Annotated in this window: 23 protein-coding genes; 17 read left to right on the plus strand and 6 right to left on the minus strand. The window is 63.7% G+C overall.

The genetic code is table 11. The features are described from left to right. Nucleotides 1–115: 115 nt before the first annotated feature. The 4 genes from ACSZPK_RS05135 to ACSZPK_RS05150 all read right to left on the minus strand — a co-directional run bounded on the left by ACSZPK_RS05135 (nucleotide 116) and on the right by ACSZPK_RS05150 (nucleotide 4,961). The gene (locus ACSZPK_RS05135) at nucleotides 116–883 is read right to left on the minus strand and encodes an ABC transporter ATP-binding protein (RefSeq protein WP_437880342.1); all 768 of its coding nucleotides are present in this window, start codon (nucleotides 881–883) and stop codon (nucleotides 116–118) included. Beyond that, on the minus strand, nucleotides 883–2,685 hold the full coding sequence (locus ACSZPK_RS05140; RefSeq protein ID WP_437880343.1) for a branched-chain amino acid ABC transporter ATP-binding protein/permease: 1,803 nt from the start codon (nucleotides 2,683–2,685) through the stop codon (nucleotides 883–885). Before ACSZPK_RS05140 ends, ACSZPK_RS05135 begins: the two co-directional genes overlap by 1 nt. Continuing rightward, nucleotides 2,682–3,719: a branched-chain amino acid ABC transporter permease gene (locus tag ACSZPK_RS05145; protein ID WP_437880344.1), complete on the minus strand. Its 1,038-nt coding sequence runs from the start codon at nucleotides 3,717–3,719 to the stop codon at nucleotides 2,682–2,684. The genes ACSZPK_RS05140 and ACSZPK_RS05145 overlap by 4 nt, the downstream gene beginning before the upstream one ends. A gap of 96 nt (nucleotides 3,720–3,815) precedes the next feature. Further along, nucleotides 3,816–4,961 carry an ABC transporter substrate-binding protein gene (locus tag ACSZPK_RS05150; protein ID WP_437880345.1) on the minus strand — a complete coding sequence of 382 codons (1,146 nt, stop codon included), beginning with the start codon at nucleotides 4,959–4,961 and terminating at the stop codon, nucleotides 3,816–3,818. Between the two features lie 637 nt (nucleotides 4,962–5,598). On the opposite strand from ACSZPK_RS05150, the gene ACSZPK_RS05155 reads away from it, so the two are divergent. From ACSZPK_RS05155 to ACSZPK_RS05220, 14 genes are all read left to right on the plus strand, one after another. Beyond that, nucleotides 5,599–6,720: an amidase gene (locus ACSZPK_RS05155; RefSeq protein ID WP_437880346.1), complete on the plus strand. Its 1,122-nt coding sequence runs from the start codon at nucleotides 5,599–5,601 to the stop codon at nucleotides 6,718–6,720. Between the two features lie 14 nt (nucleotides 6,721–6,734). Beyond that, the gene (gene iacA / locus ACSZPK_RS05160) at nucleotides 6,735–7,907 is read left to right on the plus strand and encodes an indole-3-acetate monooxygenase (protein WP_437880347.1); all 1,173 of its coding nucleotides are present in this window, start codon (nucleotides 6,735–6,737) and stop codon (nucleotides 7,905–7,907) included. Between the two features lie 20 nt (nucleotides 7,908–7,927). Next, nucleotides 7,928–8,290: an IacB protein gene (locus ACSZPK_RS05165; protein ID WP_437880348.1), complete on the plus strand. Its 363-nt coding sequence runs from the start codon at nucleotides 7,928–7,930 to the stop codon at nucleotides 8,288–8,290. Between the two features lie 5 nt (nucleotides 8,291–8,295). Continuing rightward, nucleotides 8,296–8,817: a nuclear transport factor 2 family protein gene (locus ACSZPK_RS05170; protein ID WP_437880349.1), complete on the plus strand. Its 522-nt coding sequence runs from the start codon at nucleotides 8,296–8,298 to the stop codon at nucleotides 8,815–8,817. Nucleotides 8,818–8,873: 56 nt separating this feature from the next. Next, nucleotides 8,874–10,139 carry an aromatic ring-hydroxylating oxygenase subunit alpha gene (locus ACSZPK_RS05175; RefSeq protein ID WP_437880992.1) on the plus strand — a complete coding sequence of 422 codons (1,266 nt, stop codon included), beginning with the start codon at nucleotides 8,874–8,876 and terminating at the stop codon, nucleotides 10,137–10,139. 14 nt (nucleotides 10,140–10,153) lie between these two features. After that, nucleotides 10,154–10,630, plus strand: coding sequence for an aromatic-ring-hydroxylating dioxygenase subunit beta (locus tag ACSZPK_RS05180; protein ID WP_437880350.1), 477 nt, complete (start codon nucleotides 10,154–10,156; stop codon nucleotides 10,628–10,630). A 10-nt stretch (nucleotides 10,631–10,640) separates the two neighbouring features. Then, nucleotides 10,641–11,381 (plus strand): SDR family NAD(P)-dependent oxidoreductase, encoded by a 741-nt coding sequence (locus ACSZPK_RS05185; protein WP_437880351.1) that lies wholly within the window; start codon nucleotides 10,641–10,643, stop codon nucleotides 11,379–11,381. A 184-nt stretch (nucleotides 11,382–11,565) separates the two neighbouring features. Next, complete coding sequence (locus ACSZPK_RS05190) at nucleotides 11,566–12,525, plus strand: PDR/VanB family oxidoreductase (RefSeq protein WP_437880352.1); 960 nt, start codon at nucleotides 11,566–11,568, stop codon at nucleotides 12,523–12,525. A gap of 11 nt (nucleotides 12,526–12,536) precedes the next feature. Continuing rightward, entirely contained in the window at nucleotides 12,537–13,037 is a 501-nt protein-coding gene (locus ACSZPK_RS05195; RefSeq protein WP_437880353.1) for a flavin reductase, read from the plus strand. A 207-nt stretch (nucleotides 13,038–13,244) separates the two neighbouring features. After that, nucleotides 13,245–14,492 (plus strand): OprD family porin, encoded by a 1,248-nt coding sequence (locus tag ACSZPK_RS05200; RefSeq protein ID WP_437880354.1) that lies wholly within the window; start codon nucleotides 13,245–13,247, stop codon nucleotides 14,490–14,492. Nucleotides 14,493–14,548: 56 nt separating this feature from the next. Beyond that, on the plus strand, nucleotides 14,549–15,838 hold the full coding sequence (locus tag ACSZPK_RS05205; RefSeq protein ID WP_437880355.1) for an MFS transporter: 1,290 nt from the start codon (nucleotides 14,549–14,551) through the stop codon (nucleotides 15,836–15,838). Nucleotides 15,839–15,906: 68 nt separating this feature from the next. Continuing rightward, on the plus strand, nucleotides 15,907–17,109 hold the full coding sequence (locus tag ACSZPK_RS05210; RefSeq protein WP_437880356.1) for an alpha-hydroxy acid oxidase: 1,203 nt from the start codon (nucleotides 15,907–15,909) through the stop codon (nucleotides 17,107–17,109). A gap of 19 nt (nucleotides 17,110–17,128) precedes the next feature. Next, on the plus strand, nucleotides 17,129–17,752 hold the full coding sequence (locus ACSZPK_RS05215) for an NIPSNAP family protein (RefSeq protein WP_437880357.1): 624 nt from the start codon (nucleotides 17,129–17,131) through the stop codon (nucleotides 17,750–17,752). Nucleotides 17,753–17,905: 153 nt separating this feature from the next. Then, the gene (locus tag ACSZPK_RS05220) at nucleotides 17,906–20,167 is read left to right on the plus strand and encodes an insulinase family protein (RefSeq protein WP_437880358.1); all 2,262 of its coding nucleotides are present in this window, start codon (nucleotides 17,906–17,908) and stop codon (nucleotides 20,165–20,167) included. A 181-nt stretch (nucleotides 20,168–20,348) separates the two neighbouring features. On the opposite strand, the gene ACSZPK_RS05225 is transcribed toward ACSZPK_RS05220, so the two are convergent. Both ACSZPK_RS05225 and ACSZPK_RS05230 read right to left on the minus strand, forming a co-directional pair. Continuing rightward, on the minus strand, nucleotides 20,349–21,527 hold the full coding sequence (locus tag ACSZPK_RS05225) for a vWA domain-containing protein (RefSeq protein WP_437880359.1): 1,179 nt from the start codon (nucleotides 21,525–21,527) through the stop codon (nucleotides 20,349–20,351). A gap of 177 nt (nucleotides 21,528–21,704) precedes the next feature. Beyond that, entirely contained in the window at nucleotides 21,705–22,550 is an 846-nt protein-coding gene (locus tag ACSZPK_RS05230; protein ID WP_437880360.1) for an AAA family ATPase, read from the minus strand. A 410-nt stretch (nucleotides 22,551–22,960) separates the two neighbouring features. On the opposite strand from ACSZPK_RS05230, the gene ACSZPK_RS05235 reads away from it, so the two are divergent. The 3 genes from ACSZPK_RS05235 (at nucleotide 22,961) to ACSZPK_RS05245 (ending at nucleotide 24,204) form a co-directional block, all read left to right on the plus strand. Further along, nucleotides 22,961–23,350 (plus strand): hypothetical protein, encoded by a 390-nt coding sequence (locus ACSZPK_RS05235; RefSeq protein ID WP_437880361.1) that lies wholly within the window; start codon nucleotides 22,961–22,963, stop codon nucleotides 23,348–23,350. 10 nt (nucleotides 23,351–23,360) lie between these two features. Beyond that, on the plus strand, nucleotides 23,361–23,555 hold the full coding sequence (locus tag ACSZPK_RS05240) for a helix-turn-helix transcriptional regulator (protein ID WP_437880362.1): 195 nt from the start codon (nucleotides 23,361–23,363) through the stop codon (nucleotides 23,553–23,555). 187 nt (nucleotides 23,556–23,742) lie between these two features. Then, the gene (locus ACSZPK_RS05245) at nucleotides 23,743–24,204 is read left to right on the plus strand and encodes a hypothetical protein (RefSeq protein ID WP_437880363.1); all 462 of its coding nucleotides are present in this window, start codon (nucleotides 23,743–23,745) and stop codon (nucleotides 24,202–24,204) included. The last annotated feature ends 40 nt before the right edge of the window (nucleotides 24,205–24,244 follow it).

A 24,244-nucleotide genomic window follows, 5' to 3' on the forward strand; every position in this document is an offset into this window, starting at 1 on the left:
CAAGCAATGACTCTGGGTATTTGTCTGTAAGCTCGTGGTTTGTCACGAGCCTGTGCGTGTCCACGGTGGACAAGCTGCGCGTTGTCCACCCTACGGCCTGGCGCTGCTATCGCCCTTACCCCGCCAGCATCTCCTGATGCTTGCTGGCCAGCCCCAGGTAGGCCTCGATCACCCGCGGGTCGTCGGCCAGCTCGGCCGCCGGGCCGTGCATGGCGATCTGCCCGGTTTCCAGGACATAGGCGTAATCGGCGACGCGCAGGGCGGCACGGGCGTTCTGTTCCACCAGCAGGATCGACACGCCCTGGCGACGCAGGTCGGCGATGATGCGGAAGATCTCGCGGGTGATCAGCGGCGCCAGGCCCAGGCTCGGTTCGTCGAGCATCAGCAGCTTGGGCTTGGCCATCAGTGCGCGTCCTACGGCGAGCATCTGCCGTTCGCCGCCGGAGAGGGTCGCCGACTGCTGCTTGCGGCGTTCGAACAGGCGCGGGAACAGGCTGTAGACCTCCTGCAGGGTGCCTTCCAGGTACTTGTCGCCCTTGCGGTAGCGCATGAAACCACCGAGGCGCAGGTTGTCCTCGACGCTCATGCTGCCGAACAGCTCGCGTTTTTCCGGCACCAGGCCAAGGCCGCGACCGACCAGCACTTCGACTTCCGGCACGGCTTCCAGGGTGCCGTCGAACGACACCTGGCCCCGCGAGCCGAGCACGCCCATGATCGCCGAGAGCAGAGTGGTCTTGCCGGCGCCGTTGGGGCCGATCACGGTGACGATCTGGCCCTCGCCGACGCTCAGGCTGGCATCGCTCAGCGCCTGGACCTTGCCGTAGGACACGCACAGGTCCTTGACCTCCAGCAGGGGCTTGGTGATAGGGGTAGGGGCCGTCATCATTCCACTCCTCCGAGATAGGCTTCGAGTACCGCCGGGTCTTTCTGCACGTCGTCCGGCAGGCCTTCGGCGATCTTTTGGCCGAACTCCATCACCGTGACCCGGTCGACCAGGCCCATGACGAAGTCCATGTCGTGTTCCACCAGCAGGATCGCCATGCCTTCGCCACGCAACTTGCGCAGCAGTTCGGCGAGGGCTTGCTTTTCCTTGTGGCGCAGGCCGGCAGCGGGTTCGTCGAGCAGCAGCAGGCAGGGATCGGCGCACAGCGCGCGGGCGATTTCGAGGATGCGTTGCTGGCCGAGGGCGAGGCTGCCGGCCTCTTCGTAGAGGGAGTCGCCAAGTCCGACGCGTTCCAGTTGTCGGCGGGCTTCGCGCAGCAGGTCGGCTTCTTCATGACGTTCCAGGTGCAGCAGCGACGGCACGATGCCCTTGTCGCCACGCAGGTGCGCGCCGATGGCGACGTTCTCCAGCACGCTCATGCTCGGCAGCAGCTTGACGTGCTGGAAGGTGCGGCTCATGCCCATCCTCGCGATGCGCCGGGAGGGGATGCCGTTGATCTTCTCGCCCAGGAAGAGCACTTCGCCTTCGCTGGGTACGGTGACCCCGGAAAGCTGGTTGAACAGGGTGCTCTTGCCGGCGCCGTTGGGGCCGATCAGGGCAAGGATTTCGCCGGCGTGGAGGGTCAGGTTCATCGCGTTGTTGGCGACCAGGCCGCCGAAACGCTTGGTCACGCCACGGGCTTCGAGGATTACCTCGCCGCTGCGCGGCAGATCGCGTCGGCTGAGGCCGCTGGGCTGGTCGTCGGCCCTGGCGTCGTGCTGGCCGCGTCGCCAGCGCGCTGGCACCAGGCGTACCAGCAGCGGCCACAGGCCACCTGGCGCGCGCTGCATCAGCACCACGATGAGCAGGCCGAAGACGATGATCTCGTAGTTGCCCTGGCTGCCCATCAGCATCGGCAGCCAGTCCTGCAACCATTGCTTGAGCAGGGTCAGGATGCCCGAGCCGAGCAGCGCGCCCCAGACGCTGCCGACCCCGCCGATCAGGGCCATGAACAGGTAGTCGATGCCCATGTTCAGGCCGAATGGCGTCGGATTGACGAAGCGCTGCGTGTGGGCGTACAGCCAGCCGGAGACGGCGGCGAACAGCGCCGAGATGAGGAACACCACCAGCTTGGCGCGGAAAGTGTTGACGCCCATCGACTCGGCCATCACCTGGCCGCCCTTGAGTGCGCGGATCGCGCGGCCTTCGCGGGAGTTGAGCAGGTTGCGGGTGATCAGGATCGCCACCAGCAGGACGGCCCAGATCAGGTAATAGATCTTCTCGCCCTTATCCAGGGCCAGGCCGAACAGCGAGATCGATGGCAGGTCGGCAATGCCGGTCTGGCCGCCGAGGTCGTCGACCGTGCCGAACAGGTAGTACAGGGAAATGCCCCAGGCGATGGTGCCGAGCGGCAGGTAATGGCCCGACAGCTTCAGGGTCAGCGCGCCAAGCAGTAGCGCCACTACGGCGGTCAACGCGATGCCGACCAGCAGCGACAGCCAGGGCGAACCGGCGGTCCAGGCCAGCCAGCCCGGCAATTGCTCGGTGGTGGTCAGGTAGGCACTGGTGTAGGCGCCGAGGCCGACGAAGGCCGCCTGGCCGAAGCTGGTCATGCCGCCGACGCCGGTGAGCAGCACCAGGCCCAGCACCACCAGGGTGTACAGGCCGATGTAGTTGAGCAGGGTGATTTGGAAGGTTGGCAGCAGCAGCGGGGCGAGGCCGAGCAGGGTAATCAGGACGATCATCAGGTAGCGGGACTTCATTCTTCCTCCTCCACGTGATGGCTGGTGAGCGAGCGCCAGAGCAGGAACGGGATGATCAGGGTGAATACGATGATTTCTTTGTAGGTGCTGGCCCAGAACATCGAGAACGCCTCGACCAGACCGACGGCCAAGGCACCGATGGCGGCGACCGGGTAGCTGACCAGACCGCCGATGATGGCGCCGACGAAGCCCTTCAGGCTGATGATGAAACCGGAGTCGAAATACAGGGTGGTGATCGGTGCGATCAGCACGCCGGAAAGCGCACCGATGAAGGCGGCGAGGGCGAAGGTCGCCTTGCCCGCGAGGGTCGGCGAGATGCCCATCAGCCGCGCGCCCATGCGGTTCACCGCCGTGGCTTGCAGGGCCTTGCCATAGAGGCTGCGTTCGAAGAACAGGAACAGGCCGACGATCAAGGCCAGCGACACCACGATGACCCACAGGGTCTGGCTGTTCAGCGTCACCGGGCCGAGTTCCAGGCCGGCCTCGGAGAAGGGTTTGGTACGCGCGCCTTCTGGGCCGAACAGCAACAGTCCGACGCCGACCATGGCCACGTGCACGGCGATGGAGACGATCAGCAGTACCAGCGAATGGGCACCGGCGATAGGTTGGAAGAACAGGCGATACATCTGTGGCCCCATCGGCACCAGCAACGCCAGGGTCAGCAGGGCTTGCAGGGCCATCGACAGCTCGGCCAGCGGCAGGTACTGCACCAGCAGGACCAAGGCCACGGCATAGGCGAGCTTGATCGGCAGCCATTTCGGCAGGCGCAAACGCTGACTCGAACGCAACGCGCCGAGCAGGTCCAGGGCACAGTCGATGACCGTCAGCGTCAGCAGCAGCCAGACCAGCTTGGTCGGCTGGCCAGCCTGCAGGGCGGCCATGGTCAGGGCGCCGAAGGTGACGAACTCACCCAGGGGGATCAACAGGATCCGGGTCACGGTGAAGACCAGGAGAATGGAGAGCGCCAGCAGGGCGTAGATCGCACCATTGGTCACGCCATCCTGGCCCAGCAGCATGGCTATCTGGAAATTCATTGCAAGGCTTCCTCAACGGCAGGGGGCCGCCACACGCGGGAAGGCGAGCGGTCTACAGCGACCGCTCACCAATTTCTAGTTATGGGTGGGGCGTGATTACTTGAGCAGGACCCACTTGCCGTCCTTGACCGTGATCAGCTCGCGACCGCGTTCATCGAAGCCGCTGTGGTCTTCGGCGGTCATGGTGTAGACGCCCTGGGTGCCGGCCAGCTCCTTGGTCTGCTCCAGCGCATCGCGCAGTGCCGCACGGAACTCCGGCGTACCCGGCTTGGCGTTCTGCTCGGCCACGGGAATGGCTTTTTCCAGCAGCAGGCCGGCGTCGTAGACGTTGGCACCGAAGGTCGCCGGTTCGCGGCCGTTGAGCTGGGTGTAGTCGTCGATGTATTTGCGGGCCACGGCCTTGGACGGATGGCTGTCCGGTACCTCGTCGATCACCAGCATCAGGCTGGCGGCGAGAATGGTGCCCTCGACCTTCTTGCCACCCAATTGCAGGAAGGCCGGCAGGGCGGCGCCGTGGGTCTGGTAGACCTGGCCCTTGTAGCCCTGGTCGAACAGCGTGGTCTGCGGCATCACCGCCGAGCTGCCGGGCGCGGCTACCAGCACGGCATCAGGCTTGGCCATGAGGATCTTCAGGCCCTGGCCGGTCATGGATGTGTCCTGGCGCTGGAAGCGCTCGTTGGCGACGATCTTGATGCCGTTCTTCTCGGCCAGAGCGCTCATCACCTTGCTCCAGTTCTCGCCGTAGGGATCGGCGGTGCCGATCAGGCCAAGGGTCTTTTGGCCGGTCTTGACCATGCGCTCGACCAGCGCCTGGGCGATCAGGTCATCGTTCTGGGTGGTCTTGAACACCCACTTCTTCTGCTCGCTCATCGGCAGCACCACGGCGGCGGTGCCGACCGGCGCCAGCATCGGCGTGCCCGACTCGGCGGCGAACTGGATCACGCCCATGGCGTTGGGCGAGCCGCTTGGGCCGATGATCGCGTCGACGTGCTCTTCGTCGATCAGCTTCTTGAAGGCCTTCACCGAGGCGGTCGGATCGCTGCCATCGTCCAGCGAAATGTAGGTGATGTCCTGGTCGCCGACTTTCTTCGGCATCAGCGCCACGCTGTTTTTCTGCGGGATGCCGACCAGGGCGATGGGCCCGGTGGAGGAGGTGATCACGCCAATCTTCACGTCGGCCTGGGCCATGGACGCGCAAAGTGCACTCAACATCAGGGTGGACACAGCTTTCTCGAACCGCATGTCGTTCTCCGTGGGCAAGGCTGTAACGGGCCTCTGTCGGCCTTCTCGTAGGCGGGCTAGCGCCAGTCGCCCGACACCCCGCGTCGGGGTGGTTGGCGAAAGCGAATTTGCAGGTTGCATGCCAGGGGCTGGTCCGCACCACGATCGGGCCGATCGGTAACAGGCGTTTTTCGAGGGGTGGTGCGGGGTGTTCCGGAGGGGAAGGTCGAGCATCGTCAAGGCTGTTTATTCAGGGCTTTAACGCTGTTTTTCATGATTTTTAAATGGCTAAAAATTGATGTATTTTTTGCCTGTTTTTACGACCTTTAAATAAATATTTATCGATGATTTTTTATGTCTTGTTACTGGCCTTGAATGGGGCGTGGTAACAGTCGTTCGATGAGTTTTATGTATGGATTTTTTTATTAACTTATTGTTTTTTTAAGGTTAAATTTTAATTTTAACTCATGGTCATGATGATTTTTACAGGTGTTACCGATTTGCACGGATGTGGTGCTTTTGCGTGAAAAGTGCACCATTTTCGGTCGTGAATATTTTCTGATAATTCAATTGACAATTCACGTAAATGTGGTGATTTTGGATTTACGCGACGGGCTGCAAGGCCCATCGCCTGATCCCGCCACAGAGGTGAAATGCAATGACGATTCTGGTTGAGCAGTTGTCCGTAGGCGGCGCCGGTCCGACGGTGATGGTGAAGGACACCATCGATATCGCCGGCCATGCCACTCGGGCGTCCAGTCGTGCGTTGCAGGACGCGCCTCTGGCCGAGGCCAACGCGGCGGTCATCGAGCATCTGCTGGCCAAGGGCTGCCAGGTGACCGGCAAGACCAGCCTGCATGAGCTGGCCTATGGCACCACCGGCATCAATCATTACCTGGGCACGCCGCAGAACCCACGGTATCCGGGGCGTATTCCCGGAGGCTCATCGAGCGGTTCGGCGGCTGCCGTGGCAGCTGGCCTGTGCGATTTTGCCCTGGGCACCGATACCGGTGGTTCGGTGCGGATTCCGGCCTGTTGCTGTGGCGTTTACGGCTTCAAGCCGACCTTCGGCCGCATCGACCGCCGCGGTGTGATGCCGGCCCACACCAGCCTCGATTGCGTCGGCCCGCTCGCCGCCGACCTGCCGATGCTGATCGAGGCGATGCGCGCCATCGACCCGAGCCTGGGCGAGCTGCCCGATGCTTCTGCCGTTGGCTTGGGCGTGGTGGCGGTGGATGCGCACAGCGAAGTGCAGCAGTGCATCGAGGGTGTGCTGAACGCAAGCGGTCTGGTACTGGGCGAGGTACGCCTGCCCAGCATGAAGGCCGCTTATGACGCCGGCATGGTGGTGATCAACCGCGAGACCTGGAACGCCTGCGGCCACCTGCTGGAGACCGGCCTGGTCGCCCCGGATGTCGCCGCTCGCCTGCAGGCCGCCGGCACCACCAGCGATGAGGCGTTGGCCGCCGCCGAGCGGGTGCGCGCCACGTTCACCGCCGAGGTCGATGCCGCCCTGGCGCAGTACCCGGTGCTGGCGCTGCCGACCATGCCCGACTACCCCCTGCTTGTCGAAGAGGCCGCCGACACCCGCGCGGTACTCGGCATGACCGCCCTGGTGCGGCCTTTCAATCTTTCCGGCCATCCGGCGCTGAGCATGCCTTTCGAAGGGCTGTCCGGTTTGCCAGTGGGCCTGCAACTGGTCGCTGCCAAGGGCGCCGACGAACTGCTCCTGGCAGTCGCCGGCGAACTGCTGCGTCGCCTCGAGTCCCGTGAGACCTGATCGTGGAGCCTGTCATGACACACCTCAATGCGGTCGGCAATGCACCGACTGCCTTCATCCCGGAGGGCGCCGCCTTCCAGGCCTTGCTCGATGACGTTCGCAGCCGTGGGCGCAGCGGCGAGTTCGACCGCACGGGCCATATCGCGCCGGACATCATCGAGCGTTTCAAGGAGGTCGGCGTCTACCGCGCCTGCGTGCCCAAGCGCTTCGGTGGTGACGAGCGCTCGCCCGCCGAGTTCTGCGAAATGATCGAAGCCCTGTCGGTAGCCGATGGCTCCGCCGGTTGGGTCGCCAGCTTCGGCATGAGTCCGGTGTACCTGGCCTCGCTGCCGCTGGAGACGATCAGGACGGTATACGCCGATGGACCGGACGTGGTCTTCGCCGGCGGCATTTTCCCACCGCAACCGGCCGAGCTGGTCGAGGGCGGTTTCAAGGTCAATGGCCGCTGGAAATACTCCAGCGGCTGCGTCGGTGCCTCGCTGGTCGGCGTTGGCATCGCGCCGAAGAGCGGCGACAAGCTCGACCTGCCACGCCTGGCCGTGATGCCACAGCGCCAGGCGCGCATCGAGCGCACCTGGGACACGGTCGGCCTGCTCGGCACGGGCAGCCACGACCTGGTGGTCGAGGATGTGCTGGTGCCGGAGGAGTGGACCTTCGTGCGTGGCGGCGCGGCCAACCTGGACGAGCCGTTCTTCCGTTATCCGTCGCTGTCCTTCGCCACCCAGGTGTTGTCGGTGGTCGGCCTCGGCGTAGCCCGTGCGGCCCTCGACGAGTTGCGCGACATGGCTGCCGGCCGTGTGTCGGTGACCGGCGCGCCGGCCGTGGCCGAGCGGCCGCTGGCCCAGGTGGAGATCGCCAAGGCCGAGGCCGCGCTGCTGTCGGCTCGCGCGTTCTTCTTCGACGCCATCGAGGACGCCTGGCAGACCGTCCTGGCCGGCGATCCGGTATCCGCCGCACAAACCAATTTGCTGCGCCTGTCCTCGACCCACGCGACCCGTGTCGCCGCCGACGTGGCGCGCACCGCGCAGATGCTTTCGGGCATGACCGGCGTTTATCGCAGCAGTCCGCTGGCGCGTTTCGTCAACGACGCCCAGGTGGTGACCCAGCACGCCTTCATGGGCGACGTCACCTACCAGAACGCCGGCGCCATCTTCTTCGGCAAGCAACCCTTGCCGGGCTATCTCTGAACCCTTGCCTGGAGCCAATCATGAGCGAGAAAAAACCATTGCGCGTGCTGTTCTGCATGGGCATCAACCAGAACTTCTTCGACGCGCCGCGCGAGGAGCAACTGGACGTCTGGGCGGCGTTCAGCGCCATGTGGAATGGCATCCACGACCTGCCCGGGGTGAAGGTGTTCGGCAACATGGACGACGACCAGAGCATGGTCGGACCCAGCAGCGGCTACCCCTGGACCACCTACCTGCTGGCCGACGTACCGGACATCGAAACCGTGCACGCCGCCTGCAACCTGCTGCGCACAACGGCCGTGGGCACCAGCCCCTACAAGCTGTGGCGCTACATGAAGATCGAGGCCCGTACCGGCCGCGAACTGATCATCCAGCGCGCGTGATCGCCATGTCGAACCTCGCCGAACTCCAGGCCCGTCTCGCGCGCTTCGAAAGCGAGCACGCCATCCGCGCCTGCATGAACCGCTACATGGCGCTGTGCGATGCGCTGGATGCCAGCACGCCGCTGGACGAACTGGCCGATCTGTTCACCCGCGAAGCGCTGTGGGAAGGCAAGGGCGCCAAGTACGCCAACAGCTTCGGTGGCTACCGTGGCCGCGAGGCGATTCGGGCGATGTTCGCCACCTACATGAAGACCCCGGCGCACTTCGCCCTGAACGTGCATTTCCTCACCAGCGAGCTGATCGAGGTGGACGACGACGGCGCGCTGGGCAGTTGGGTGATGTTGCAGGCCTCGACCTTCGCCAGCGGCGCCTCGCACCTCAACGCGGCGCGCCTGAGCGTGCGTTTCGCCGAGGAAGAGGGCGCCTGGCGCATGGCCCATTTCCAGACCGAGAACCTGTTCAGCCGCCCTGTTAGCGCCTGGAGCAGCGAGGCAGAGCTGCCGGTGCCGAATCGGCCGGCCGAATGACAAGAAATCTTTTGCAGTCGGCCACATAAGCCGACCAGGAGCTAACCGTGAATAACATGATCGATGTCGTGAATCTTGAATGCGACCCCGCCGAACTGGTGCAGGCCGACCGCGTACACACCTCGCTGTACACCGACGCCAAGCTGTTCGACGTGGAGATGGAAAAGATCTTCTACCGCACCTGGGTGTGGGTCGCCCACGAGAGCGAAATCCCCGACGGCGGCAGCTACAAGAGCACCTACATCGGCAAGCAGCCGGTGATCGCCGTGCGTGACCGCAAGAAGCAGGTGCATGTGCTGCTCAACCGCTGCCGCCACCGTGGCGCCACCGTCTGCGAACACAAGAAGGGCAAGACCAACAGCTTCGTCTGCCCGTACCACGGCTGGGGCTACGGCCTCGACGGTTCGCTGCGCGGGATTCCGCACCCGGACAGCTACGGCGATTGCCTGGACAAGAGCGAGCTGCCGCTGGTCAGCCTGCGCACCGAAAGCTATGCCGGGATGATCTTCGCCACCTTCAAGGACGACATCGAGCCGCTGGTGGACTTCCTCGGCCCGGCCAGGAAGTGGATGGACCTGTTCATGAAGCAGGGCGCTGGCTATGGCATCAAGGTGCCGGGCGAGCACCGCTTCCGCTTCCCCGGCAACTGGAAGATCCAGCTGGAAAACACCACCGACGCCTACCACTTCCCGCTGGTACACAAGTCGTTCCTGCACTCGGTGGACCAGCAGACCATGGACATGCTCGACTTCGTCGACGGCTCCGGCTACGTCGAGGACCTCGGCAACGGCCACAGCGTGATGGTGATGATCCCCGACCTGATCGACCTGGAAGCCAACCTCGATGCGCCGATCCCGACCCGCTTCGAGAACCTGGCCCAGGAGCTGCGCGACGAAGGCATCGAGGACATGCAGGTGCGGCGCATCGTCCGCGCGGTCGGTGGCTCGGGCTTCAACCTCAACCTGTTCCCCAACGTCGCCTGCTCGATGGCGTTCTTCCGCGTGCTGCAACCGATCTCGGTCAACGAGACGGAAATCCACCACTCGGTGATCACCATGGACGGCGGCCCGGCCGTGGCCAACCGCTACCGCCTGCGTTTGCACGAACACTTCCAGGGCCCGATGGGCTTTGGCACACCGGACGATTCCGAGGCCTGGGAGCGGGTGCAGAAGGGCGCCAATGCCGGCGAAGACCTGTGGATCATGCTCAACCGCGGCCTGCCCGGCGAGAAGCCGAGCGAGGACGGGCGGGTCAGCGACGTGTCCGCCGAGACCGGCATGCGCGCGGCCTACCAGCAGTGGAAAAAGATGATGTCGGTTTGAGGGGAGACACGAGAATGAATCTGCAACTGCTGCAAGAAGTGACGGCGTTCATCTGGGCCGAAGGCGACATGCTCGACCACAACGAGTACGACACCTGGCTGGCGCTGTGGGCCGAGAAAAGCACCTACATCATCCCCATCGACCCGCTCGAAGAGGATTTCGAGAACACCCTCAACTACGCCTACGACGACGCGCACATGCGCCAGTTGCGGGTGCAGCGCCTGATCGGCGGCGAGTCGATTTCCACCAGTCCGCAGCCGCGCACGGTACGGGCGGCGTCGAACTTCCGCATCCTCGCCGAGGAAGGCGATTGGGTGAAGGTGCGCTGCTCGCAGCACCTGCGCGATTTCCGCAAGGACGTACTCAAGCACTACAGCGCCGATCTCACCTACGAGTTGGTGCGCGACGGTGACAGCTTCAAGATCCAGCGCAAGCTGATCCGCCTGATCAACTCCGACGATACCCTCGCGGGCATCGGCTACATCCTCTGAGGGCTTGAGCATGACGCAGATCGCATTGGTCACCGGCGCTGCTCAGGGCTTGGGCTTGGCCATCGCCAGCCGGTTGTTCGCTGCCGGCTATGCGGTGGTGATTTCCGATCTCTCGATGGAGCGCGCGCAAGGGGCTGCCAACGAACTCGATCCCAGCGGCGAGCGGGTGTTGGCACTCAAGCTCGACGTATCCAGCAAGGCCGATTTCGACGCGGCGCTGGCCGCCACCCTGGCACGCTTCGGCGCCCTGCAGGTGGTGGTCAACAACGCGGCGATGACCCTGACCACGCCGGTGATGCAGATCAGTCCGGACGAGTTCGACCGGGTCATGAGCCTCAACACCCGCAGCATCTTCATCGGCTGCCAGGTGTTCGGCGCGCATATGGCGGCGGCCGGTTACGGGCGCATCGTCAACATGGCCTCGCTGGCCGGGCAGAACGGCGGCACTGCCACCGGCGCGCACTACGCCGCGTCGAAGGGCGCCATCGTCACCCTGACCAAGGTCTTCGCCAAGGAGCTGGCGGCGGGCGGCGTGACGGTGAATGCCATCGCGCCGGGGCCAATCGATTCGCCGATGGTGCGCGCGGCGATCCCGCCAGAGCGCATGGAAGGGATGCTCAACAACATTCCGGTGAGGCGCCTGGGCGATGCGGACTTCCTCGGTGACCTGATCGTGCAACTGGCGCGGCCGGAAGCCTACTTCGCCACCGGGGCGACCTGGGACGTGAATGGCGGCCTGTTCATGCGTTAACGGTGGCCTCCAACCCCCGTCATTCCCGCGCAGGCGGGAACCCAGAAAACGGGAACCCAGAAGACAGGAATCCAGCAAACGGTATCTGGGCTCCCGCCTGCGCGGGAGTGACGGGAAATGACGATACGACGGCCGATCAGACGGCTGCGTTTTTACCTTGACGTGCAATGCGGGTGAGCCCGAGATGAATGAACAACTCCTGAAGGTACAGGTGCACAAGCGCCAGTTGCAGGGCGACGGTGTCGTCGTCCTCGACCTGATCCCGGTCGGTGGCACCACGCTGCCGGCCTTCGAGGCCGGCGCTCATGTGGACATCCACATCGCGCCCGATCTGGTGCGCCAGTATTCGCTGTGCAGCGACCCGGCGGACAATGCCACTTACCGACTCGGTGTGCTCAAGGACCCGGCCTCGCGCGGCGGCTCCAACGGCGTGCACGAGAAGCTGCTGGAAGGCACCGAGGTGCAGATCAGCGCACCGCGCAACCTGTTCCCTCTGGCCAAGGGGGCCAAGCGCTCGATCCTGATCGGCGGCGGTATCGGCATCACCCCGATGATCGCCATGGCCTATGCCCTGCAGGCCAGGGGCGAGGAATTCGAACTGCACTACTGCGGGCGTTCGCGTAGCCGCAGCGCCTTCCTCGACGAGTTGGGCAATGCGGCGTTCGCCGAGCGGGTCTTCACCCATTTCGACGACGAAGCCGCCGGACAGAAGCTCGACATGGACGCCGTGCTCGGCCAGGCGCAGGCCGGTGTGCACGTCTACACCTGCGGCCCATCGGGCTTCATGGACTGGGTGATCGGCGAAGCGGGCACGCGTGGTTATGCCGATGATCATATCCACCGCGAATACTTCCAGGTCGAGGTCGACAGCTCCGGCGCCAGCTTCGAAGTGGTCGCCGCGCGCAGCGGCAAGACCGTGCAGGTGGCGGAAGGGCAGAGCATCGTCGCGGCGCTGAAGACCGTCGGTATCAAGGTCGCCATGTCCTGCGAGCAGGGCGCCTGCGGCACCTGCCTGTGCGATGTTCTGGAAGGCGAGCCTGATCACCGGGATGTGTTCCTGACCGACGAGGAAAAAGCAACCAACGAACAGATGCTCTTGTGCTGCTCGCGGGCCAAATCCGCAAAGCTCGTGCTGGATATCTGAGGAGAATGGACATGGTCGACATAACCGGATTTCGCAATGCCATGGCCCGTCTCGGCGGTGCCGTTTCGGTCATTACCACCGATGGCCCGGATGGGCGCTTCGGCTTCACCGCCTCGGCGGTTTGCAGTGTCACCGATTCGCCACCGACGTTGCTGGTGTGCATGAACCGCGCCTCCACCTCCAACGCGCATTTCAAGAACAACGGCGTGCTCTGCGTGAACGTGCTGAGTGCCGAACTGAAGGCTATTTCCGGGGTATTCGCCAACCGGGAAATGGACTCGCAACAGCGTTTCGCCGCCACCGAGTGGACGACCATGGAGAGTGGTTCGCCGGTGATGGAGCAGGCGCTGGTCAACTTCGATTGCCGCATCGCCCAGATCCATGAGGTGGGCTCGCACAGCATCTTCTACTGCGAGGTCCTGCGTATCAAGCAGGGGGAGGCAGAGGAGGGCCTGGTGTACTTCAACCGTGCCTACCACAAGCTCTGCGAGGCCTCGAAAGCCGCGTGCTGAAGCGTTCCCACGTCGAGGCGTCGAACCGTCCGCGTGGGAACGATCACCAATCCTACAAAACCCCCGGCGTCCGTGCGCCAGGGACGGGCTTTTCCTGCCCGCTTCGCGGATAACCGTGCCACTCAGAGCACCCGCGGATTCACTGCCAAGTTTGTTGATCTGCTCATACCTACAACACCCGGCTTGCCGGAAAAAAAGGAGCGTCACATGCAACACACTTCGCTTGCTCGCGTGCTGAAAAACCTTGGCCTGATGGGGGCCGTGGTCGCGCCGATGGCGGCTCACGCCGACCTGGTCGGGGACAGCCACCTCAAGGTGGACATGAAGAACTTCTACCTCAATCGTGACTTCACCAACAGCGATGCCGCACAACCCAAGGTCGGCAACTGGTCGCAAGGTTTCGACCTGCAATTCACCTCCGGCTACAGCGACACGCCGATCCAGTTCGGCCTGGACGTCGATGCGCAGTACGCCATTCGCCTCGACTCCCACGGCGACGACGGTTCGCTGCCGATGGACTCCAGCAGCGGTCGCACCGCCGATGACTACAGCCGTGCCGGCGCCACCCTGAAAATGAAGTACTCGAAGACCGAACTGAAGATCGGCGACCTGCGCCCGGAGCTGCCGATCGCCTGGCACGACCCGAGCCGCCAGCTCGACACCATCTTCCAGGGCGCGGTGGTCGAGTCCAAGGAAATCGACGGCCTGACCCTGACCGGCGGGCGCTTCTGGTCGGCGGTCACGCGCGAGTCGTCCAACCACGAGAAATTCTACAAGTACGGTTCCACCGATAACCTTGACAGCGAGGCGCTGGACTTCGGCGGTGCCACCTGGAACGTCACCAAGAACTTCCAGGCCAGTTACTTCTACGGCGTGATGCACGACATCTACAAGCAGCACTATGTCGGCTTCGCCCACACCGCTGACCTGGGCAACGGCTTCGGCCTGCGTACCGACGTGCGTTACTTCGACAACAAGGAAGACGGCGACGCGCTGAACGGTGAGATCGACAACCGTGCCTTCTCCGGCGGCTTCACCCTGACCAAGGGCGGCCACAAGGCGAGCATCGTCTACCAGCGCATGTACGGCGACAGCATGTTCCCCACGCCCAACGGCTACATCCCGCAGTTCTACCTGCTGAACTGGGCCAACCAGCCGTTCATGCGCCCGCAGGAGCGCTCCTGGGGCATCGGCTACGGCTACAACTTCGCCGAACTGGGTCTGCCGGGCCTGACCTTCAGCAGCCGCTTCATCAAGGGCAGCGACATCGACATGGGCGGCGGTGTGACCGGCTCGGAGAACGAACGTGACCTGGCGCTGAAGTACGTGGTGCAGAGCGGCCCGCTCAAAGGGGTCGGTGTCGAGTGGAAGAACTACCTGGTGCAGCAGCATGACTTCGGTAACGACTTCAACGAGAACCGCCTGTACGTGACCTACACCTGGACCGTTTTCTGACTCGCGGCCTGCACTTGGCCGCGGGGCTGGGTGCGGGCGACCGGCATGGAGATCTTATGTCCGCTCAAACTGAACAACCCAGGTCGCTGCGGCGCATCGTCGTCGCTTCGGTGATCGGCAACGCCCTGGAATGGTATGACTTCTTTCTCTATGGCACCGCAGCCGCATTGGTCTTCGGTCCATTGTTCTTCCCGGCCGGCACCGACCCGGTGATCGGCACCCTCGGTGCCTTCGCCGGGTTCGCCGTGGGCTTCGTCGCCCGCCCGCTGGGTGGCATCGTCTTCGGCCACATCGGCGACGTGCATGGGCGCAAGAATGCCTTGGTCATCACCCTGGCGATGATGGGCATCGCCACCTTCCTCATGGGCCTGCTGCCGACCTTCGAACAGGCCGGTTACCTGGCGCCGGTCAGCCTGGTGATCCTGCGCATCGTCCAGGGCATCGCCTCGGGCGGGGAATGGGGCGGCGGGGTGCTGATGCTCAGCGAGAACGCGCCGAAGAACCGTACCGGTTTCTATGCGGCGTGGAGCCAGCTCGGCGTGTCCGGCGGTTTCGTGATGTCGGCGGCGGCGTTCTACCTGGTGCAGATGCTGCCTCACGAGGACTTCATGAGCTGGGGCTGGCGCATCCCCTTCGTGGCCAGCATCCTGATCTTCGGTGTTGGCCTGTACATCCGCCGGCGTTTGCCGGAGAGCCGCGATTTCCAGAAGGATGTCGAGGCGAAAAAGGCCGCCAAGCACCTGCCGGCCATGCAGGTATTGCGCGAACACCCCAAGGCGGTGTTGCAAGCCATGGGCCTGCGTCTGGCAGAGAACGGCGGCGCCTATATCTTCCTTTCATTCGCCATGGCCTACGCCAAGTTCACCGGCCTGTCGACCCAGGTGGTTTTGGCCGGGGTGATGATCGCCATGCTGCTGGAGGCCTTCACCATTCTGTTCTGGGGCTGGCTGTCGGACGTGATCGGCCGGCGTGCGGTGTATGCCATCGGTTCCATCGGTCTGATCCTGTACGCCTTCCCGTTCTTTTGGTTGATGGATACGCACGAAACGATGCTGGTGTACCTGGCGCTGATTCTTGGCTTGCCGCTCAGTCATGCGGCGATGATCGGGACGCAGCCAGCGCTGATGGGCGAGCTGTTCCCCACCCATGTGCGCTACACCGGCCTGGCCATGGGGCATGAGATCGCGTCGATCTTCGCTGGCGGCTTCGCGCCGCTGATCGCCACGGCGCTGTTCGCTCAATTCCAGTCGGCCTGGCCGGTGTCGGTGATGCTGATCCTGTTCGGCGTGGTCACCACCTTCACCCTGTTCACCATTCGCAAGGCGCCGTACAGCACGGGAACCTGATCCCCTGATTGCTCCTTTGCCCGGTTCGATGGCTGGCCACTGACCGGGCGTTTTTTCGAGAGGCGACCATGCGTCATTTCTACACCGGATGCGATCTTTCCCGCGTCCACAGCATCGATGAACTGGCCGCGCTGGCACGCCACCGGCTACCGCATTTCGCCTGGGAGTACCTGGCCGGTGGCGCGGAGCAGGAGTGGACGCTGGCACGCAACCGGGCGGCATTCGCCGAATGCGGCTTGCAGGTGCGTACGCTGGTGCCTTGCCAGCCGCCGCAGGTGCAGTCCCGGCTGTTCGGCAAATCCCTCGCACAGCCCATGCTGATCGGCCCTACCGGCTACAACGGCATGCTCCATCGTGATGCTGACCTTGATCTCGCGCGGGCCGCCGCAGCCCGTGGCCTGCCGATCTGCCTGAGCACCGTGAGCAATGCTTCCCTGGAACGTATCGTCGAGGCGGTACCAGGCGTCGACCTGTGGTTTCAGCTCTACGCCATGCGTGACGCGGCGATCCAGGAAGACCTGCTACGGCGCGCCGAGCAGGCAGGCGTCTCGACCTTGCTGCTGACAAGCGACGCCATGGTGCTGGGCAACCGCGAATGGGATCGTCGCAACTTCGTTCGTCCACGCCGGCTCAGCCTGCGCAACCAGCTCGACGTGCTGCGTCATCCACGCTGGTTGCACCAGGTCATGTGGCCCTCGGGCCTGCCGTCGATGGGCAACCTCGACCCTTATCTGCCGGCGTCCGAACGCAATGCCCTGGGTTCGATGAAATTCATCGGCGAGCAAATGGACACGCGGCTCGACTGGTCGATGCTGGCCCGCCTGCGCGAGCGCTGGAAAGGGCGCCTGTTGCTCAAGGGCGTGCTGCACCCGGCCGACGCCGAGCAGGCTATCGCGCTGGGGCTGGATGGCCTGGTGGTCAGCAACCATGGCGGACGTCAGCTCGACGGCGCGCCGGCCAGCCTGGAGGCGTTACGGCAGATCGCGCCCGTGGCGCGCGGCAAACTCACGGTGCTGCTGGATAGCGGCATCCGCCGCGGCAGCGATATCACCAAGGCCCTGGCGTTGGGCGCCGATGCCGTGCTGCTGGGGCGCGCGACGCTCTACGGCGTGGCGGTCGCCGGTGAAGCGGGGGCCGGGCGTGCCCTCGATCTGCTCGCCGAAGAACTGGCCCGCTGCCTCAACCTGATGGGGTGTCCTGCTATCGAACGGCTGTCCGAAGACTGGCTGATCCTGCCACACGCTGTCGAGCGCCACGCGCGCTCGCAATAACCTGCCCTGGAGTTGCCGCATGACCTTGTACGAACTGATCACTTTCACCGTGCGCGTGCGCACCCCGGCGGCGGCGCTGGAGCGCTTGCGCGAGAGCTTGCAGGTGTATGGCGAGGGCGTAGTGCTGATGGGCTGCTGGGTGTCCGAGATCGGTCCGCAGAACCAGATCGCCGTGTTTCGCGGTTTTCGCGATGAGCGCAGTCGGCAGCTCGAGCGCGAGCGTTATCTGCAGGCCAGCGATGCGTTTGGCATCGGCGATCTGTTGCTGGAAATGAACGTGGCGGACTACACCCTGTTCCCGTTCCTGCAACCTTTGCCGCCAGGTGAGCACGGCCCGTTCTATGAGCTGCGCGAATACAACCTGATACCGTCGGGCTTGGCACCGACCCTGGCGGGCTGGGAGAAGGCGGTGGGGCCGCGTACCCAGGAGCGCTATTCCCAGGTCTATGCGGCGTTCTACGCGACCTCCGGGCAGGTGCCGCGCTATTTGCACATCTGGCCCTACGCGACCCTGGAGCAACGCCTGGACGTGCGCACCCGCGCGGTGAAGGACGGCGTATGGCCACCGGAGAACTCCGGCCCGCAGTTGCTGAAAATGAATTCCACCGTGTACCTGCCGGCGAGTTTTTCGCCGCTGCGCTGAACCTGTCCGGCCTGCTCGTGGCGTCGTCGGTACATGCCAAAGCACTATTGCCAGCGTGGCGACTGGGGGCGACTCTAGGCCTACTTTTCAGGTGCGGTGACTCATGTGCTGAGCGTTCAGGAGCGGCTAGACCGACTAAGCCTGGGGCAGGGAATGGAGCTGCTTTGGCTGCACTCGCCTCACGCCATGCAGGCGGCCGTCGCGTTGGAACTGGACGCTGGCAGCTTCGACGAACCGCATGAATACCCCGGCCTGGCGCATTTTCTCGAGCACATGGTGTTTCGCGGCAGCCGTTCGTTCGCCGCTGACGATGGCCTGATGGCCCTGGCGCAGCGCTCGGGCGGGCAGGTCAACGCCAGCACGCGGGGCACGCGTACGCTGTTTCACTTTCAGGTCGACGAAGAACATCTCGGCGAGGCAATGGCGCGCCTGGTCGACCAGTTGTGCCAACCGCTGCTCGATCCGCAGGCGCAGTTGGCCGAGCGCGAGGTGATCGAGGCCGAATTCCGCCTGCGCGGCAGCGATCCGGATACCCTCGTCGATGCCGCGCTTGGCCTGTGCCTGAATCCATTGCATCCGGCGTCCGGCTTTCACGCGGGCAACCGGGACAGCCTGCCGGTCGAGTCGGCGGCCTTTCAGCACGCTCTGCAGGCCTATCGGCAATGTGTCTACGACGGCGCGGCAGTGCGGGTGGTGGTGGTCAGCCGCCAGGCGCCCCATGCGACGCCGTTGAACACCTTGAGCGGCGGACGCCGCGACTGGCATGACGATGTGCCGGCCAGCCTGGCCCTCGATCACTCGGCTGATCTGCATCTGAGCCTGGAAGGAGGCCGGCCTCGGCAGGTGCTGGCGGTCGCTTTGGAGTCGGCAGGCCGGGGGGCTGCGCGTCTGGTCGAACTGCTGAACGATGCGCTGCCGGCCTTCAGCGCCCAGCTACAGCTTGCCGGGCTGGCCCAGGAGGTACGATCACGCCTGGTGCATGGCCAGGCCGACCAGGCATTGCTGGTATTCACCTTCAGCGAGGTCGAACCTGTGTGGCGGGGGGCGCTAGGGCCTCTGTTGCTGGCGTGGTTACAGACGCAGGGCTCGCTGGAGACAGGTCATCGGCGTGCGCTGGCGGCTCGTTGGCCTTCCTTGTCATCCCTGGATAAGGCGCATTGCCTGCTGGAGCGAGCGAAAGCGGGTGATCACGAGGTCGCCCAGGCTGCGTTGATTGCAGCGCTACAGGCGCGGCGTTGTGTGCAGGTTACCCAGGATTCGCGGCCTGTAGCATCACGTAGGCAAGCGGGCTTCGAACTGGCGCTGGAGCAAGAAGTGGTGCCAGCTTGCGCCTACTCGCCACTGCCCGCAGCGACGATCGAGTCGTTTATCAGCCATGAGTCAACCCGAGCTGCTTGGGCTGGAGCCCTGCATGCTCCGCTTTGGGATGAGCCGCTCATCGCGGCGCTGCTGCTGTTCTGGCCGGATGCTGGACAGGTCGATCCAGCGTTTTGCTCCGCCTTGCAGCGGCAGGCCTGGCGCTGCGGCGTCCGCCTGCAACTGCGCCCGCGAGGAGTGGGGCTGGAGCTTGAACTGGTGGGGCACAAGGATTTCCTGGCTGGCGTGCTGGCTGAAACCCTGGACCGGCTATCGCTACCCGCCGTGGAGTGTGCGCAGGCTGCTGCACCGGCAGGTGAGGGGATTGTCCTACGGCAATTGCTGGACGCGTTGCCGAGGTATCTGCAAGGCGATTGCGCTGTGCGTTGGCTGGGGTTGCCGAGGTTGTCGAGTGGGTTGCTGCTTAGCCATGACGAACACCTGGCCTCATGCATCGCTGGCGTTTGCCAGGCGCGCGGCATGGTGGTCCGCGCTGCGTTGCCCGCCACTGCGCGACACCGTGGCGGTGAGCAGTGTTTGCATGTCGTGCCCTCATCTGGAGCGGCCCATGCGCTGGTGGCGTTTTGGCCAGAGCCCTCAGATGCAATTGGCCGTGTCGCCTGGCGCTTGCTTGGCCAATCCCTGGCCGCGCCGTTCCAGCGGCGCCTGCGCGATGAGCAGCATCTGGGCTATGCGCTGTATTGCGGTTACCGGGTAATTTCGGGGCAGGGTGGGTTGCTCTGTGCCATTCAGTCAGATCAGGTCGATGTGCCGGGGTTGTGGCAGAGCATCACGGTGTTTTTTCAGGAGCAGGATAGGGCGATTGCCGGCTGGTCGGATGCAGACTGGCAGGCACAGCTGGCACCGGTGCGCCGCAAACTGTCGACGCCGGGCAGCCTGCAAGAGGCTGTCGATCTCGCGTCGATGGCTTGGAGCATGGGAGAGGGCACTGGCGTGTTGCGGGTTGCGTTGGGTGAGCTCGATCCCGCCAGTCTGGCGGGCTACCTGGCGCAACGGGTCGATGGGCCTCGAACGGTCTTGGCTACGGCACCGTTGTGAGGTCGGGCAGGCTGCTGAGGCTTGTATGGCTGGGTTGAGGCAGGGGCGGACGTTCCACGAACACCCGGTCCACACTCAATCGTCATTCCCGCGAAGGCGGGAATCCAGAAAAACCGGGGTATTTGGATTCCCGCCTTCGCGGGAATGACGGTGAACCGAAAACGTAAATCCTGCCGCCGCCTCACTTGGACAAATAGCGCATGCCTTCTTCCAGGCCGCGCAAGGTCAGCGGGTACATCTTGTCGTCGATCAGCTCACGTACCAGGTGGGTCGAGGCGGTGTATTCCCAGGCGTCCTTCGGGTAAGGATTGATCCAGATGAGCTTGGCGAACTTCTCGGTGAAGCGCTTCATCCAGACGAAGCCGGCTTCCTGGTTCCAGTGCTCGACGCTGCCACCGGCCTGGGTGATCTCGTAGGGCGCCATGGCCGCGTCGCCGATGAAGATCACCTTGTAGTCGGCGCCGTACTTGTGCAACAGGTCGAGGGTGCTGGTGCGTTCCGAGGTGCGGCGCAGGTTGTTCTTCCACACCGATTCGTAGATGAAGTTGTGGAAATAGAAATACTCCAGGTGCTTGAACTCGGTCTTGCAGGCCGAGAACAGCTCCTCGCAGACCCTGACGTGGGCGTCCATCGAACCGCCGATATCGAACAGCAACAGCAGCTTCACCGCGTTGCGCCGCTCCGGGCGCATCTGGATGTTGAGCAGGCCGGCGTCGCGGGCGGTGTGGTCGATGGTGCCGCCCAGGTCGAACTCTTCCGCCGCGCCTTCGCGGGCGAACTTGCGCAGGCGGCGCAGGGCGACCTTGATGTTGCGCGTGCCCAGTTCCACCTGGTCGTCGAGGTTCTTGTATTCGCGCTGGTCCCAGACCTTGACCGCCTTGCCCTGGCGTTTGCCGGCCTCGCCGACGCGAATGCCTTCGGGGTTGTAGCCGCCCGAGCCGAACGGGCTGGTGCCGCCGGTGCCGATCCACTTGTTGCCGCCGGCGTGGCGTTCCTTCTGTTCTTCCAGGCGCTTCTTGAATTCCTCGATCAGCTTGTCCAGGCCGCCGAGGGACTGGATCTGCGCACGCTCTTCGGCGCTCAGGTGCTTCTCGAATTCCTTGCGCAACCACTCTTCGGGAATCAGTGCCTCGATGTGCTGGTCGAGGTTCTGCAAACCGTTGAAGTAGGCGCCGAAGGCGCGGTCGAACTTGTCGAAATGGCGTTCGTCCTTCACCAGGATGGCACGGGCCAGGTAGTAGAACTCGTCCATGTCGGCGAACACCACGTTGTGCTGCAACGCGTTGATCAGATCGAGCAGCTCGCGCACCGAGACCGGCACCTTGGCGGCGCGCATTTCATTGAACAGGTTGAGCAGCATGGGGCCTCCTCGTCAGCATCTTTTTGACTGCTTTCGTTCTTTGTACTGCACGGGGCAAGGGGGGAGCGAGCTAGAGTCAGACAAGGCGAGCGCAGGCGAGGAAGCAGAGTTTACGGGTGTAAATGAGCATTCCGAGCCTGCGCTCAACGCAGTCTGGCAGACGCGCAGCCGGCCCGTTTATCGGGAGCCGCGACGCGCCATGAAGGCCAGGCGCTCCAGCAATTGCACGTCCTGCTCGTTCTTCACCAGCGCCCCGGCCAGCGGCGGGATGGCCTTGGTCGGGTCGCGTTCGCGCAGCACTTTTTCGCCGATGTCGTCGGCCAGCAGCAATTTGAGCCAGTCGACCAGCTCGCTGGTCGAGGGCTTCTTCTTCAGGCCCGGCACCTTGCGCACGTCGAAGAACACGTCGAGCGCCTCGGCCACCAGTTCGCCGCTGATGCCGGGGTAGTGCACATCGACGATCTTCTTCAGCGTCTCGCGGTCGGGGAAGGCGATGTAGTGGAAGAAGCAGCGGCGCAGGAAGGCATCCGGCAGTTCCTTCTCGTTGTTCGAGGTGATGATGATGATCGGGCGCTGTTTGGCCTTGATCGTCTCGTCGGTCTCGTAAACGTAGAACTCCATCTTGTCGAGTTCCTGCAACAGGTCGTTGGGGAACTCGATGTCAGCCTTGTCGATCTCGTCGATCAGCAGGATCACCCGCTCCTCGGACTCGAACGCCTCCCACAGCTTGCCTTTCTTGATGTAGTTGCGCACGTCGTGGACTTTCTCGGCGTTGAGCTGCGAGTCGCGCAGGCGACTCACCGCGTCGTATTCGTAGAGGCCCTGGTGCGCCTTGGTGGTGGACTTGATGTGCCAGGTGATCAGGCGCGCACCGAAGGCCTCGGCCAACTGCTCGGCGAGCATGGTCTTGCCGGTGCCCGGCTCGCCCTTGACCAGCAGTGGGCGTTGCAGGGTGATGGCGGCGTTGACCGCTAGCTTGAGGTCGTCGGTGGCGACGTAGGATGGGGTGCCTTCGAACTTCATCGAATGATCCTCGTGGGGCTTCGTCTGAAGCCGGCGATTGCATAGGACGGGGACTATAACGTGCGTGTCCTTGGACTGTGAACGCGAACGGATCATTCATTGAATGAATGGCGGGTCACATCGCTATGGTTAGCGAGAGGCCGTTTCAACGGGCGGCTTTGAGGCAGGAGCGGACGTTCTGCGAACGCCCCCCCCTCAATCGTCATTCCCGCGAAGGCGGGAACCCAGAAGCGCTTTTTCATTTGGTTTCCCGCCTTCGCGGGAATGACGAGGTAATAACGAATGTCCGCTTCTGCCTCGTAACAATCATTCAAGTTGAAACGAGAACAGGCCCTCTCGATGACAAGCACGCTTTACATCAATTCGCGACTGATGTTAAGTTTGCTTTACACCTGTCAAGGAGGCTTTCCATGAACCCTGCTGCTCGCCGTTATGTCGTGTCCTGTTCGTCGTTGATGCTTGTTTATGCGGGCCTGGTCGCCCTGATCAGTTGGGGAATCGATCTGCAACAACTGTCTGCGCCGCTGCGTTTGCTCGCCGCCGTGTCTCCGGCTATTCCGCTGGCCGGGGTGATCCTGGTGTTCGATCGCTACCTGCGCAGCGAGCCGGACGAGTTCCTGCGTTTTCTCATGTCCCGCGCTGCGGCGCTGGCCGGTGGTGTGGTGATCTGCCTGATCAGCGCCTGGGGCTTTCTCGAGCAGTACGCGAATGTGCCGCGCTTTCCTCTGCTGCTGATTTTCCCGCTGTTCTGGGCGGCGTATGCGTTCACCTCGATCTGGGTCCGCTACCGTCACGCGTGAGGGGAACGACATGCACAATCGTCTGCGTGAACTACGTGCCGAGCGCGGCTGGAGCCAGTCCGACCTGGCCCTGCATCTGGAGGTGTCGCGCCAGAGCGTGAATGCCATCGAGACCGGCAAGTACGACCCCAGCCTGCCGCTGGCCTTCCGTATCGCCCGGCTGTTCGGGTTGCCCATCGAGTCGATTTTCAGCGACGACTCGTAGCGTGACGAGGCGATACACGGTCGCCGTATGGGCAAAAGTTGCAACAGGTGTCAGGAAATATCTGCGCTTGCCTTGTAGACTGCGTCCTGGTCCGCGGCAGGGGTATCTGTCCAACGACCTGCTAACGGTGGCCAATGGACTGAAATGTCCGCCGAGCTGCGTATCTCTACCTTTTGGATAGTAGAAAATGAAAAAGATCATTCTGATGGCCTTCAGCGGCATCGTACTCAGCGGTTGCGTGACTCCAGGCGTCAAGAACGAGCAAGCGAAGGCCGCACTGCCAGCTGACAGCCGCGAGTGCGCGCAGAACTTCACCTTCGATGGCAGCTTCTGGGCGGGGCGTACCTTCAAGAGCCACGCGACGGTGCAGAACGTGTCGCAACCGACCGGCATTCAGCGCGCTGCTCGCTACCTGACCTCCAACGGCTGGACCATCACCAGCACTGACAAGGACCTGGGCATCATCAGCGCCTCGCAGACCGTCAGCTATGGCCAGGGCAAGACCGTGCCGTTCAACGTGACGATGGAAGCCCAGGGCAAAGCGCTGCGTGTCGCGACCACCTATGTGCTGTCCGGTGGTGTCACCTCCCCGGCAGAAGCCGTGCGTGACGAGTTCTGCAATGTCATCGGTGCTGTCGCGGGCCAGTGATATCCAGTCGCCCGGTAACCCGGAGAAGCCATACCGGTGT

The organism is Pseudomonas sp. LRF_L74 (assembly GCF_965644255.1).
GTDB lineage: Bacteria > Pseudomonadota > Gammaproteobacteria > Pseudomonadales > Pseudomonadaceae > Aquipseudomonas.